At 73.5% G+C, this 12,721-nt stretch carries 13 protein-coding genes; 5 read left to right on the forward strand and 8 right to left on the reverse strand.

The window, feature by feature from the left end:
• Positions 1-35: 35 nt before the first annotated feature.
• Complete coding sequence (locus IH50_RS0130920) at positions 36-785, reverse strand: GntR family transcriptional regulator (protein ID WP_030869682.1); 750 nt, start codon at positions 783-785, stop codon at positions 36-38.
• A gap of 116 nt (positions 786-901) precedes the next feature.
• Here IH50_RS0130920 and IH50_RS0130925 point away from each other — a divergent pair, with 116 nt between their 5' ends.
• Complete coding sequence (locus IH50_RS0130925; protein ID WP_030869683.1) at positions 902-1,924, forward strand: Gfo/Idh/MocA family oxidoreductase; 1,023 nt, start codon at positions 902-904, stop codon at positions 1,922-1,924.
• A 2-nt stretch (positions 1,925-1,926) separates the two neighbouring features.
• Here the strand turns inward: IH50_RS0130925 and IH50_RS0130930 are convergent, their stop codons facing one another.
• Entirely contained in the window at positions 1,927-2,601 is a 675-nt protein-coding gene (locus IH50_RS0130930; protein ID WP_030869687.1) for a response regulator, read from the reverse strand.
• A 58-nt stretch (positions 2,602-2,659) separates the two neighbouring features.
• Entirely contained in the window at positions 2,660-3,910 is a 1,251-nt protein-coding gene (locus IH50_RS0130935; protein ID WP_037873189.1) for a sensor histidine kinase, read from the reverse strand.
• Between the two features lie 179 nt (positions 3,911-4,089).
• On the opposite strand from IH50_RS0130935, the gene IH50_RS0130940 reads away from it, so the two are divergent.
• Entirely contained in the window at positions 4,090-4,290 is a 201-nt protein-coding gene (locus tag IH50_RS0130940) for a hypothetical protein (RefSeq protein WP_030869691.1), read from the forward strand.
• A gap of 70 nt (positions 4,291-4,360) precedes the next feature.
• Here the strand turns inward: IH50_RS0130940 and IH50_RS0130945 are convergent, their stop codons facing one another.
• The 3 genes from IH50_RS0130945 to allB form a co-directional block, all read right to left on the reverse strand.
• On the reverse strand, positions 4,361-4,987 hold the full coding sequence (locus IH50_RS0130945) for a dihydrofolate reductase family protein (RefSeq protein ID WP_030869693.1): 627 nt from the start codon (positions 4,985-4,987) through the stop codon (positions 4,361-4,363).
• Positions 4,988-5,154: 167 nt separating this feature from the next.
• On the reverse strand, positions 5,155-6,234 hold the full coding sequence (gene alc, locus IH50_RS0130950) for an allantoicase (RefSeq protein ID WP_051767513.1): 1,080 nt from the start codon (positions 6,232-6,234) through the stop codon (positions 5,155-5,157).
• Entirely contained in the window at positions 6,231-7,601 is a 1,371-nt protein-coding gene (gene allB / locus IH50_RS0130955; protein WP_030869705.1) for an allantoinase AllB, read from the reverse strand. The genes alc and allB overlap by 4 nt, the downstream gene beginning before the upstream one ends.
• Before the next feature lie 241 nt (positions 7,602-7,842).
• On the opposite strand from allB, the gene IH50_RS0130960 reads away from it, so the two are divergent.
• A complete protein-coding gene (locus tag IH50_RS0130960) occupies positions 7,843-8,649 on the forward strand; it encodes an IclR family transcriptional regulator (protein WP_030869707.1) in 807 nt (268 codons plus the stop codon).
• A gap of 65 nt (positions 8,650-8,714) precedes the next feature.
• Here the strand turns inward: IH50_RS0130960 and IH50_RS0130965 are convergent, their stop codons facing one another.
• On the reverse strand, positions 8,715-9,029 hold the full coding sequence (locus IH50_RS0130965) for a DUF5955 family protein (protein ID WP_078914150.1): 315 nt from the start codon (positions 9,027-9,029) through the stop codon (positions 8,715-8,717).
• Between the two features lie 219 nt (positions 9,030-9,248).
• Between IH50_RS0130965 and IH50_RS0130970 the strand changes: the two genes are divergently transcribed.
• Positions 9,249-9,866, forward strand: coding sequence for a nucleotidyltransferase family protein (locus tag IH50_RS0130970; protein WP_030869712.1), 618 nt, complete (start codon positions 9,249-9,251; stop codon positions 9,864-9,866).
• Between the two features lie 212 nt (positions 9,867-10,078).
• Positions 10,079-11,704: a malate synthase A gene (aceB, locus tag IH50_RS0130975; RefSeq protein ID WP_030869714.1), complete on the forward strand. Its 1,626-nt coding sequence runs from the start codon at positions 10,079-10,081 to the stop codon at positions 11,702-11,704.
• Positions 11,705-11,789: 85 nt separating this feature from the next.
• On the opposite strand, the gene IH50_RS42165 is transcribed toward aceB, so the two are convergent.
• Entirely contained in the window at positions 11,790-12,716 is a 927-nt protein-coding gene (locus tag IH50_RS42165; RefSeq protein WP_030869716.1) for a HipA family kinase, read from the reverse strand.
• Positions 12,717-12,721: the final 5 nt, after the last annotated feature.

A 12,721-nucleotide genomic window follows, 5' to 3' on the forward strand; every position in this document is an offset into this window, starting at 1 on the left:
TCAGGACGGCACCGGGTGCGTGTCGCGCCGGATTGTCAGGACCGTACAAGCAGCTGGAACTCGAACGAGTAGCGGGAGGGCCGGTAGGTGTGGGTGCCGAACTCCACCGCGCGGCCGGTGTCGTCGAAGGTCACGCGCTGCATGGTGAGCAGCGGGGCGCCGGTCCGCTCGTCGAGGCGCTCGGCCTCGTCGGCGGTGGCGGCGCGGGCGCCGATGGTCTGGCGGGCGCTGTGCAGGGTGATCCCGGCGGCCCGCATCAGCCGGTACAGACCGGTGGCCTCCAGCTGGCCGGTGTCCAGGTCGAGCAGTCCCGGCGGCAGGTAGTTGCACAGGTACGCCATCGGCTCCCCGTGGGTGAGCCGCAGCCGTTCGATCCGGTGCACCTCGCTGTCCTCGGCCACCCCGAGCGCGGCCGCGACCTCGGCGGACGCGGGGACGACGGTGTTGACCAGCACCGTGGTGGCGGGGCGCTGCCCGGCCGCCTCCAGGTCGTCGTAGAGGCTGCTGAGCTCCAGCGGACGTTTGACCTGGCTGTGCACCACCTGGGTGCCGACTCCGCGGCGGCGCACCAGCAGGCCCTTGTCGACGAGGGACTGGATGGCCTGGCGGACCGTCGGCCGGGACAGACCGAGCCGCGCGGCGAGCTCGATCTCGTTGCCCAGCAGGGTGCCGGGGGTCAGCACGCCGTGCTCGATGGCGGACTCCAGCTGCTGGGACAGCTGGAAGTACAACGGCACGGGGGAGCCCCGGTCCACGCTCAGCTCCAGCTGTACGGTCGGGTCCATTTCTGGTTTCGGCACGGGCCGAGCGTAGCCCCGTGCGCTGTTGACGGGAAGTCGTGTAGTTCGGTTGTCCGGACATACGCATTGACAGGGGGCGGCGCGGGCCCCACTTTGTTTCCATGCGCATCGGGGTCATCGGTACGGGCCGTCTCGGCACCGTTCACGCTCACACACTCAGCAGGCACCGCGACGTCGGCTCCCTGATCCTCACGGACGTCGATCCGGCGCGGGCCCAGGCCCTCGCCCACCGGCTCGGCGAGACGGCGGCGCCCGGGGTGGACGAGATCTACACCTGGGGCGTGGACGCCGTGGTGATCACGGCGGCCACGTCCGCCCACGCCGATCTGATCGGCCGGGCGGCCCGCGCGGGGCTGCCGGTGTTCTGCGAGAAGCCCATCGCCCTGGACCTGGCGGGCACGTTACAGGCGATCACGGAGGTCGAGACGGCCGGGACCGTCCTGCAGATGGGGTTCCAGCGCCGCTTCGACGCCGGGTACACGGGCGCGCGGGAGGCGGTGCGCTCGGGCAGGCTCGGGCGGCTGCACACCGTACGGGCGATGGCCGGCGACGCCGAGCCCCCGCCGGCCGGGTATCTGCCGCAGTCCGGCGGGTTGTACCGGGACACCCTGATCCACGACTTCGACATGCTGCGCTGGGTGACCGGCCGGGAGGTCACGGAGGTCTACGCGGCCGGGTCCGACGCCGGTCCCGCCATGTTCCGCGAGGCGGGCGACGTGGACACCGGCGCGGCGCTCCTCACCCTCGACGACGGCACCCTCGCCACGGTCACCGCGACCCGGCTGAACGGCGCCGGCTACGACGTGCGCATGGAGCTCGCCGGGGAGCGGGACCAGATCGCCGTCGGCCTGGACGACCGTACGCCGATCGCGTCCACCGAGCCGACCGGGCCGCCGGCCGCGGACAAGCCGTGGACGGGGTTCCTGGAGCGGTTCGGGCCCGCGTACGAGGCCGAGCTGATCGCGTTCGTCGAGGTGGTGCGGGGCGAGCGGGCCAACCCGTGCGACGGGCGGGAGGCCCTCCAGGCGCTGCTGGTCGCGGAGGCGTGCGAGCTGTCCCGGCGGGAGCGCAGACCGGTCCGGCCGACGGAGCTGGTGAGCGGGGCGGCGGTGGCGTACACCTGAGATCAGCGGTCCCCGGGTTCCTCCAGGAGGCCGGCGTCGTGGGCGAGCAGGGCGATCTGGACGCGGTTGTTGAGGTTCAGCTTGGCCAGGATCCGGGAGACGTGGGTCTTGACGGTGGCCACGCTCATGTACAGCTCGGCGGCGATGTCGGCGTTGGCCAGGCCCCGGCCCACCGCGACGGCGACCTCGCGTTCGCGGTCGTTGAGGCCTGCGACGCGTTCGCGTGCGCGTGTGCGCCGGGTGTCGGCGGCGGTGCCGGCCGCGTGGGCCATCAACTGCCGGGTGACGGTCGGCGACAGCACCGGGTCGCCGGCCGCGACCCGGCGCACCGCGGCGACGATCTCGGCGGGCGGGGTGTCCTTGAGGACGAACCCGGCGGCCCCCGCGCGGAGCGCACGCAGCACCTGCTCGTCGGCGTGGAAGGTGGTGAGCACCACGACCTGCGGGGCGTCCTCGCGGCGGCGCAGCGACTCGGTGGCGGTGAGACCGTCCACCGTCGGCATCCGGATGTCCATGAGGACGACGTGCGGCCGGGTGCGGTCGACGAGCGCCTCGACCTCGCCGCCGTCGGCGGCCTCACCGACGATCTCGATGTCGTCGGCGCCGCCCATCATGAAGGACAGCCCGGCCCGCACCAGCGGGTCGTCGTCGACGAGGAGCACTCTGATCGCAGTCATGGGCCGTAGGTAATCACGGCCGGGCGGGGCGGGGACACACGCACCGGCCGGTCCCGGTTCAGTCCCACGGCAGCCTGGCCCGTACCTCGAACCCGCCGCCGGGGGCGGGCCCGTGCTCCAGGGTGCCGCCCGCCAGGGTCGCCCGTTCGGTGAGGCCGATCAGGCCCTGCCCGGCGCCGGGCACATGCGGTACGTCCCCCTCCGGCGCGGGGTTGCGCACGGTCACGGTGAGGCCCTCCCCCGGGCCGCCGGTGACCGACACGGTGACCTCCGTGCCGGGGGCGTGCTTGCGGGCGTTGGTCAGGCCCTCCTGGGCGATGCGGTAGGCGGTGCGGCCGACGGAGGCGGGGACGGCGGCCGGGTCGGTGACCCGCTGGTCCAGGGTGACCTTCATGCCGGCCTCCCGGGACTCGGCGGCCAGGGTGTCGAGCGCCGCGAGCGTCGGCTGCGGCCGGCCCGCGTCGTCGGCGTCGCCGGCCCGCAGTACGCCGATGATCTCCCGCAGGTCCTGCAGCGCCTCGTGCGCGCTCTCCCGGATGACGCCGGCCGCCCGCGCGACCTCCTCGCGCGGGGCGTCGGGCCGGAACTCCAGGGCGCCCGCGTGCACGCTCAGCAGTGTCAGCCGGTGCGCGAGCACGTCGTGCATCTCCCGCGCGATGGCCTCCCGCGCGAGCCGCTGCGCCTGCTCGGCCCGCAGCCGCGCCTCGGTCTCGGCCCGCCGCGCCCGGTCCCGCAGGCTCAGCATGAGCTGCCGTTTGGACCGTACGAACATGCCCCAGCCGACGGTCGCGGCCGTCAGCGCGACGACGAGGACGAGCGCGGCGAGATACGGCAGGTCGGGGTCGGGGCGCCACCAGAAGTACAGCGGGACGAGCACTGTCTGGATACCGCCCGCCCAGGCCACGTACCGGAAGGGCCGGTGCACGGCGAGCGTGAACAGGGAAATGATCGCCACGCCGCCCGCGGTCTCCGAGACGAAGCTGACCGGGACCATCACGACGGCCAGCGCGAGCGGCCACCGCCGGCGCAGCCAGACCGCGGCGCACGCCAGCGCGCCGAGCACCTGGTCGGCGACGGCCAGCGCGTGCGGGAGGTCGTGGTTGTCGCGGAGCGTGTCGGCGCCCGCCAGGCCCACGAGCACGGCCAGCAGGAAGCAGGTGAAGTCGACGACCCAGTCACGCACGGTGCGCCGGGGCCGTCGCCCGGAGCGGGCCGCGTCGGGGTCGAGTTCGTGGATGAGGGCGGACGGGAAGAACCATCGGCGCCCCGTGAACACCGGAGCGGTCTGCGCCGCCTTGTCACCAGTCACGGTCGGCAAATCTACGCAAGGGGCGGTCCCGGCACGGCCGCACCGGCGGGATCGGCTACCGAAGTCGCGGCACCGCAGACTTTCGGCGCTCCGGCCGGCGTGGAGCGCCCTCTTCCGTCGGGACGGTCCCGCCGCGCGGCCGATGCGGGAGGGAGGTCCGCCGGACGAGAGTCGATGGCATGAAGCAATTGCTGGAGGTTCTGGGTTTCCTCGCCCTGGTGCAAGGGGTGGCGGGTCTGGTGAGCGAGTTCGCCGGCTGGGACTGGGGGTTCGTCCACCGGTTCTCGTTCCTCGACGGTTACGAGCTCTTCGCGAGCATCGCCCTGCTGGTGCTGAGCGGCGCCCTGTTCGCCGCCGCGGAGAGCCGGAAGCCCGGCTGACGCCGCCGTCCGGGCGGCGGCGTCCGGACGGCGGCGTCCGGGCGGCGGCGTGCCACCGGTGCGGCCGGGGTCAGGCGTTCTCCGGGAGCTCGTACGAGCCGTACGCGGGGCGGCCGGCGAAGTCGTAGGTCTGGATGGACACGCCCGCGGCGGTGATCTCTCCGCCGGTGTGCCGGAAGGCGCTCGGCATCGAGCCCTCCGGGAACAGCCGGCGCCCGGCGCCGAGGACGACCGGGAAGGTCAGCAGGTGCAGGGTGTCCACGAGGTCGAGCGCGAACAGGGACCGGGCGAGGGCGCCGCTGCCGTGCAGCTGGAGCTCGCCGTCGGTGCGCTCCTTGAGGGCGGTGACCTCCTTGGCGAGGTCACCGCGGAGCACGGTGGTGCCGGCCCATCCGGGGTCGGTGAGGCCGGCGGAGGCGACGTACTTCGGCAGCGCGTTCAGTTTTCCGGCGACCGGGTCGGCCGGGTCGGTCATCTTCGGCCAGTACGAGGCGAAGATGTCGTACGTACGACGGCCGAGGAGGAAGGCGCCCACGCGGGAGAAGACCCCGTTGACGAACCGGCCGAAGTCCTCGTCGCCGTAGGGGACGCTCCAGCCTCCCTGGTCGAAGCCGTCCCTGGTGTCCTCCTGGGGGCCGCCGGGGGCCTGGTAGACGCCGTCGAGGGTGACGAAGGTGGTGACTACGAGCTTGCCCATGACGGGTTCCTGCCTTCCGGGTTGTGCCGTCATCCATGCAGACGCCGTTGGGGCCCGCAACTCATCGGTGGCGCGTCAGGTGGGCGTCCGTTCGCTGCCGGCGTCGCCGGGTGCCTCCCCCAGAAGGGGTACCTCCAGCCCACCCGTGCCGCCGCGGCTGGGCAGGGTCAGCCGTTCTGTCCGGTCAGGGAGCCGAAGAGGCGGAGCCGGGCGATGCCGCCGTCGGGGTGGATGTCCACGCGGGCGTGGGTGGCGGTCGCGGGGGCGGGGAGGACGAAGCGGTGGCCGGTGTCGGGCTGGAGGCGGGTGCGGGGGAGGATCTCCCGCCAGTCGCCGTCGTCACCGTCCTTCACCGAGACCGACGCCCAGCCGGCGCTGTTGCCCTTCAGGTACGCGGTGTCGATCTCCAGGGCGCGGATCCGCGCCCGGCCGGTCAGGCGGTAGCGGATCCAGTCGTGGCCCCGGTCGCGGCGGCGGCGGGTCTCCCAGCCGTCGTCCATCCTCCGGGAGCGGCCCGGCCGGATGGTGTTGACGGCCGGTGCGTAGAAGCGGTCCGAGGCGTCCTCGACCCGGCCGCCGTTCTCCAGCGCGACGACGTCGAAGGTGCCGAGTGCCGCCAGCCACTCCGGATCGGGCACGACCTCGCCGTACACGCGCAGCCGGGCGATGCCGCCGTCGGGGTACTGCTTGAGGCGCAGGTGGGTGAAGCGCTGTCCGTCCGTGACGGCGAAGCCGTTGGCCGCGTGGCCGCCGACCGGGGTGCGCGGGACGAGCGTCGTCCACGTCACGTCGTCCGAGAGCAGTTCCTCCGGGGACGGGGAGCCCGCCACCGACGTGCCCTGGACGGACACGGCCCGCGGGTGGTTGCCGCGGAAGTGGGCGGTGTCCACGACGATCCCGCGGACGACTCCGGGGGCGCCGAGCCGGATCAGCGCCCAGTCGTGGTCCTCGTCCGCCGGCCAGGGGTGTGCGGCGGAGGTGCCGCGCCGGCGCCGGGTCTCCCAGCCGTCCATGATCTTGCCCTTGTGTCCGAAGCGCCCGGGGTCGAACTCGGCGCGCCCGGGCAGCAGGAGGTTCTCGCGCGGGGCGAAGAACTCGTCGTTGGCGGCGACGACCCCGGCGCCGAGCCGGCGGTCGGCGAGGTCGACGTGGTGGGTGAAGGGGAGGTCGGCGGTGCGGTAGTCCGCGTAGGGGTCGCCGCCGCTGTAGGGGGGTGCGTCGCCGGTGAAGCTCTCGATCGCCGTCACGGTGGTCCGGTCCTGCCTTTCGGGTGTCGGTGGGGGCGGGTGAGCAGCCGGCCCTTCGGTGCGGTGAACGCGCCGTCGGCGAGGATGCGTTCGCCGCGCAGCCAGGTGGACTTCACGACGCCGTACAGGGTCCTGCCCGCGTACGCCGTCACACGGTTGCGGTGCTGGAGCGCCGCCGGGTCGACGGTGAAGGTCTCGTCGGGGGCGAGGACGGCGAAGTCGGCGTCATGACCGGGCGCGATGGCGCCCTTGCGCGCGTCGAGTCCGACGAGCGCCGCCGTGCGCGCCGACATCCAGCGCACCACGTCCTCCAGGCCGTGGCCGCGCCGGCGGGCCTCGGTCCAGACGGCCGGCAGGCTGAGCTGGAGGCCGGAGATGCCGCCCCAGGCGGTGGCGAAGTCGTCCGTCTTGAGGTCGGCGGTGGACGGGGAGTGGTCGGTGACGACGCAGTCGATGGTGCCGTCCGCCAGGGCCTGCCAGAGCAGGTCCTGGTTGACGGCCTCGCGGATGGGCGGGCAGCACTTGAACTCGCTGGCCCCGTCCGGGACTTCCTCCGCGGTGAGGGTGAGGTAGTGGGGGCAGGTCTCGACGGTGACGCGTACGCCGTCCGCCTTGGCCGCGGCGATCACGGGGAGCGCGTCGCCGGAGGAGAGGTGGAGTACGTGCACCCGCGCGCCCCGGCGTTTCGCCTGGTCGACGAGGTGCGCGACGGCGGTGTTCTCGGCGTCGCGCGGGCGTGAGGCGAGGAAGTCGGCGTACTTCGGGCCGCCGTGCCGCGGGGCGGCGGCGAGGTGGTGCGGGTCCTCGGCGTGCACGGTCAGCAGGCCGTCGAAGGCGGCGATCTCCGCCAGGGTCCGGGCCAGTCGCTCCTGGTCGAGGGGCGGGAACTCGTCGACGCCCGACGGTGACAGGAAGGCCTTGAAGCCGAAGACGCCGGCCTCGTGCAGCGGGCGCAGGTCCTCGACGTTGTCCGGCAGGGCGCCGCCCCAGAAGCCGACGTCGATATGGGCCTTGTCGGCGGCGGCCCGCCGTTTGGTGCGCAGGTGGCCGACGGTGGTGGTGGGCGGGAGGGAGTTGAGCGGCATGTCGATCAGCGTGGTGATGCCGCCGGCCGCCGCGGCGCGGGTGGCGGTCCAGAAGCCTTCCCACTCGGTGCGGCCGGGGTCGTTGACGTGCACGTGGGTGTCGACCAGGCCGGGCAGCAGGACGTCGTCGCCGAGGTCCTCCAGGCGGGCGCCGCCGGGGACGGGCGCGTCGTACGGCAGGACGGCGGTGATCGTGCCGCCGGCGACCGTGACGGACGCGGCGCGCGTCCCCTCGGGGGTGAGGACGCGTGTGGAGCGCAGCACCTGTTCGGCGTCGGACACCCGGGGCCTCCTGACCTTCCGCCGGATGGAATTCAACGTTCTGTTGAAGGAGTCTTCACCGCCGGTTCCGGGCCGTCAAGGGAGAATCGACCCGCGACACGGATCGACGACCATCCCTGGACGATTCCGCAAAGCGGAATTATACTTCCGTTCAGCAGAACGCGGCTCCGCGCAAGCGGGCCGCCGGCCGGCCGCCGGGTAGGCTTCTGCCCTTCCTGCCAGGCCCCGAAAGGAACGCGCCGTGCCGACGTCCAGCGCCAGCACCAACGACTCCGCCCGGTCCGCCGCCGGTGGCGGCGTGCAGTCCCTCGAGCGCGCCTTCGATCTGCTCGAGCGGATGGCGGACGCGGGCGGCGAGGTCGGCCTGAGCGAGCTGTCCGCGAGCAGCGGGCTTCCCCTGCCGACCATCCACCGTCTGATGCGCACGCTCGTCGCCTGCGGTTACGTACGCCAGCAGGCCAACCGCCGGTACGCGCTGGGCCCGCGACTGATCCGGCTCGGCGAGTCCGCCTCCCGGCTGCTCGGCACCTGGGCGCGGCCGTATCTGGCCCGCCTGGTGGAGGAGACCGGCGAGACGGCGAACATGGCGCTGCTCGACGGGGACGAGGTCGTGTACGTGGCGCAGGTGCCGTCGAAGCACTCCATGCGGATGTTCACCGAGGTGGGCCGGCGCGTCCTGCCGCACTCCACGGGCGTGGGCAAGGCCCTGCTGGCCGGTTTCCCGCCGGAGGAGGTGCGGGCCCTGCTCGGCCGCACCGGCATGCCCGCCGCGACGGACAGGACCATCACCACACCGGACGGCTTCCTCGCCGCGCTGGAGGACGTGCGCCGCCTGGGCTACGCGATGGACGACAACGAGCAGGAGATCGGCGTCCGCTGCCTCGCCGTACCGGTGCCGGACTCCCCCACGGCGGCGGCGATCTCCATCTCGGGCCCGGCGGGGCGGGTCACGGAGTCGGCGACGGAGAAGATCGTGCCGGTGCTCCGGCAGGTCGCGGCGGAACTCTCCGAGGCGCTCGCCACGCCGGGCACCGGCCCCACGAGCTGATCGGGGCGCGCGTCCACCCGCGCGGTGACGGGCCGTGCGTCAGCCACGTGGCGACGGGCCTCGCGTCAGCCCCGCGGTGACGGGCCGAACAGGTCCACCGCCTCACGCAGTTCCCGCACACCCTGCCCCAGCGCGCTCACCGAGCCGATCGCGCCCGCGATCAGCAGCAGGGAGCGGCGCAGCCGGGGGATCTCGGGATCGCCCGCGGCGGCCATCCCGGCCAGTGCGGCGAGTTCCTCCTCCGCGATGCTCCGGTCCCGGAAGTCCCCGGGATGGGCGGCGAGCTGACGGCGTAACCGGGACACGGCGGAGCGCAGCTCCGCCACCCGTGGGTCCACCTGACTGCCGGGCACACGCCTTTGCTCCACGCTGCGCAACACAGTCCTCCCCCTGGCACGTCGTCGTGCGCCTCCCCGACCGGCCGCGGCGCCCCGCCGGCCGGTCGCGCCAGTAAACGCCACCCCGGCCCCCTCGCGCCAGTCCGCTGCGTCATCGAGTTGTTCCACAGCGTGACGAGGTGGCCCCGGGCGTCCGCCACGCGCCGTCCCGCCGCCACGCGCCGTCCCGCCGCCGCGCGGCGGGTGCGGTATGCAGGACGTATGACGACACATCACAGGGGCGGGGACACCACCGCGGAGGTCGTGGGGCTGCTGCTCGCCGCGGGCGGCGGGCGGCGGCTCGGCGGGCGGCCCAAGGCGCTGCTCACGCACCGGGGCCGGCCGCTGGTGGAGCACGCGGTGGGGGTCCTCCGCGCGGGCGGCTGCACCCGGGTGCACGTGGTGCTCGGCGCGCGGGCGGACGAGGTGCGCGCCCGCGCCTGCCTGCCGGACTGCGCCCTCGTGGACAACCCCGCGTGGGAGCGGGGCATGGGCACCTCCCTGCGGGCCGGCCTCGGCTCCCTGGCCGGGACGGGCGCGCGGGCGGCGCTGGTCTCGCTGGTCGACCAGCCCGGGATCGGCCCGGAGGCGGTCGCCCGGGTGCTCGCCGCCCACCACTCCCCCGAGTCGCTCGTCTCGGCCGCCTACGACGGCGTGCGCGGCCATCCGGTGCTGTTCGGCGCCGCGCACTGGACCGGGATCGCCGCGACCGCGACCGGCGACCGGGGGGCACGCGCCTATCTGAAGGAGCACGCGGAACAACTCGTGCTCGTCGAGTGCGGTGACGTGGCCGAGGCGTACGACATCGACACCGAGGCGGATCTGGCGCACCTCGAGTGAGCCGGGACGGCGGTGGGTGAACAGGGTGGCACCGCACGCCACCCTCCCCCGGCCCGGAGGATCTCACCGTCAACAGAACATTGAACTTCCACCATGAGAAAACTACTATCCACTGCGCCAAAGATGTCCGGCCTCCGGACGGGCGCCCCCGCCGCCCCCGGGCCGACCGGCTCCCGGCGCCACGCCACGCACGCCGAAGGAAGTGACAGCTGATGTCCGCACCAGCGCCGTCCCCGCTGGCCATCGTCGACGCCGATCCCCTGCCCCGGCAGGAGGAGGTCCTCACCGAGGCGGCGCTCGCCTTCGTGGCCGAGCTGCACCGGCGGTTCACGCCCCGGCGTGACGAGCTGCTCGTCCGCCGCGCGGAGCGCCGCGCCGAGATCGCCCGTACGTCCACGCTCGACTTCCTGCCGGAGACGGCCGCGATCCGCGCGGACGACTCCTGGCGGGTGGCCCCGGCCCCCGAGGCCCTGAACGACCGCCGGGTCGAGATCACCGGGCCCACCGACCGCAAGATGACCGTCAACGCCCTCAACTCGGGCGCGAAGGTCTGGCTCGCGGACTTCGAGGACGCCTCCGCGCCCACCTGGGAGAACGTGGTCCTCGGCCAGCTCAGCCTGATCGACGCCTACACCCGGAACATCGACTTCACCGACCCGGTCTCCGGCAAGTCGTACGCCCTGCGCCCGGACGCGGAGCTGGCGACGGTCGTCATGCGCCCGCGCGGATGGCACCTGGACGAACGTCACCTCACCGGCCCGGACGGCACCCCGGTGCCCGGCGCGCTGGTCGACTTCGGCCTGTACTTCTTCCACAACGCGAAGCGGCTGATCGAGCTCGGCAAGGGCCCGTACTTCTACCTCCCCAAGACGGAGTCCCACCTGGAGGCCCGGCTGTGGAACGAGGTGTTCGTCTTCGCACAGGACTACCTGGGCGTCCCCCAGGGCACCGTGCGCGCCACCGTCCTGATCGAGACGATCACGGCCGCGTACGAGATGGAGGAGATCCTCTACGAACTGCGCGATCACGCCTCCGGGCTGAACGCCGGCCGCTGGGACTACCTGTTCTCCATCGTCAAGAACTTCCGTGACGGCGGGCCGAGGTTCGTCCTCCCGGACCGCAACGCGGTGACGATGACCGCCCCGTTCATGCGCGCGTACACCGAACTCCTCGTCCGCACCTGCCACAGGCGCGGCGCGCACGCGATCGGCGGCATGGCGGCGTTCATCCCGTCCCGCCGGGACGCGGAGGTCAACAAGGTGGCGTTCGAGAAGGTGCGCGCCGACAAGGACCGTGAGGCGAACGACGGTTTCGACGGCTCCTGGGTCGCCCACCCCGATCTGGTCCCGATCGCCATGGAGTCCTTCGACCGGGTGCTCGGCGACCGGCCGCACCAGAAGGACCGCCTGCGGGAGGACGTGCACGTCACGGCGGCCGACCTGATCGCCGTCGACTCGCTCGACGCGAAGCCGACCTACGCGGGCCTGGTCAACGCCGTCCAGGTGGGCATCCGTTACATCGAGTCGTGGCTGAACGGGGTCGGCGCGGTCGCCATCTTCAACCTGATGGAGGACGCCGCCACCGCCGAGATCTCCCGCTCCCAGATCTGGCAGTGGATCAACGCGGAGGTCGTCCTCGACAACGGCGAGCAGGTCACCGCGGAGCTGGCCCGCAAGGTCGCCGCCGAGGAACTGGCGGGCATCCGCGCGGAGATCGGCGAGGAGGCCTTCGCGGCCGGCAACTGGCAACAGGCGCACGACCTGCTGCTGAAGGTCTCCCTCGACGAGGACTACGCCGACTTCCTCACCCTGCCGGCGTACGAACGGCTCAAGGGCTGAACCCCGGGGCCTGCCCGGCGGCGGACCGGACCGTGCGGAAGGGTGTGCCGGCCCCGCGTCTCCGGCGGGACCCGCCGGGCGGGCCCTAGGTGTCCGGGCCGCCCAGGTGCACCGACCAGTCCTGGGCCGCCGCCGGTTTGCCGTGCAGGTCGGGGACCCGCTTCAGCCAGTCCGGCCGGCCCCGCCGGGTCCTCGCCGCCCGCCGGGCGTTCTCCTCGGCGAGCTCGTCCGGGCCGGGGAAGTCGGTGGGCAGCCAGGCGCGGGAGGACCGTACGCGCGCGTGGAGGTAGGTCACGTACGCCTCGCGGACCTCGTCGGGCGTGGCGAAGCGGGCGTCACCGGCCAGCCAGCCGTCGGGGACCTCGGCGGTGACGGACCGCAGCAGCTCCTCGGTGACCTTCGGCGCGAGTTCGGCGTCGGCGGCACGTACGTCGGGGCCGTAGTGGCCGAGGGCGTGGTGGCGGAAGTCGTACGCCTTGGCCGGGTCGGAGCCCTCCCAGCGGTGGTGGAAGACGAGCGCGGCCCCGTGGTCGATGAGCCACAGCCGCGGGGGCGCGACCCCGAGCGTCGGCCACACCACCAGGTTGGAACTGTGGACGGTGCGGTCCACGTTCACGGTGAGGGCGTCCAGCCAGACGATCCGCCCGGCCTCCAGCGGATCGACGGGGAAGACCTCGGCGACCTCGGGGGTGAGGTCCCGCGCGCCCGGCAGGTAGTCCATGCCGAGGTTGACCCCGGCGCTGGCGGCGTGCAGCTCCCGCACCTCCTGGTGCGGCTCGCCGTCCGCCACCGCCGGATCGAAGTGCGCCAGCACCAGCTCCGGGAACCGCAGCCCCAGCGCCCGCGCCAGCTCCCCCACGATCACCTCGGCGACCAGCGCCTTGCGCCCCTGCGCGGACCCGGTGAACTTCACGACGTACGTCCCGAGGTCGTCGGCCTCGAAGACACCGGGGACGGACCCGCCCGACCTCAGCGGGGTCACATAGCGAACAGTCTTCACATCGCGCAGCACACCGG

The sequence above is a fragment of the Streptomyces sp. NRRL S-37 genome (assembly GCF_000721605.1).
Classification (GTDB): Bacteria; Actinomycetota; Actinomycetes; order Streptomycetales; family Streptomycetaceae; genus Streptomyces.

Bases quoted from the DNA above. Each gene is read 5' to 3' on its own strand.
- IH50_RS0130970 (WP_030869712.1), top strand. From the start codon at position 9,249: ATGACGACACATCACAGGGGCGGGGACACCACCGCGGAGGTCGTGGGG.
- IH50_RS0130940 (WP_030869691.1), top strand. From the start codon at position 4,090: ATGAAGCAATTGCTGGAGGTTCTGGGTTTCCTCGCCCTGGTGCAAGGG.
- aceB (WP_030869714.1), top strand. From the start codon at position 10,079: ATGTCCGCACCAGCGCCGTCCCCGCTGGCCATCGTCGACGCCGATCCC.
- IH50_RS0130920 (WP_030869682.1), bottom strand. From the start codon at position 785: ATGGACCCGACCGTACAGCTGGAGCTGAGCGTGGACCGGGGCTCCCCC.
- IH50_RS0130945 (WP_030869693.1), bottom strand. From the start codon at position 4,987: ATGGGCAAGCTCGTAGTCACCACCTTCGTCACCCTCGACGGCGTCTAC.
- IH50_RS0130925 (WP_030869683.1), top strand. From the start codon at position 902: ATGCGCATCGGGGTCATCGGTACGGGCCGTCTCGGCACCGTTCACGCT.
- IH50_RS0130930 (WP_030869687.1), bottom strand. From the start codon at position 2,601: ATGACTGCGATCAGAGTGCTCCTCGTCGACGACGACCCGCTGGTGCGG.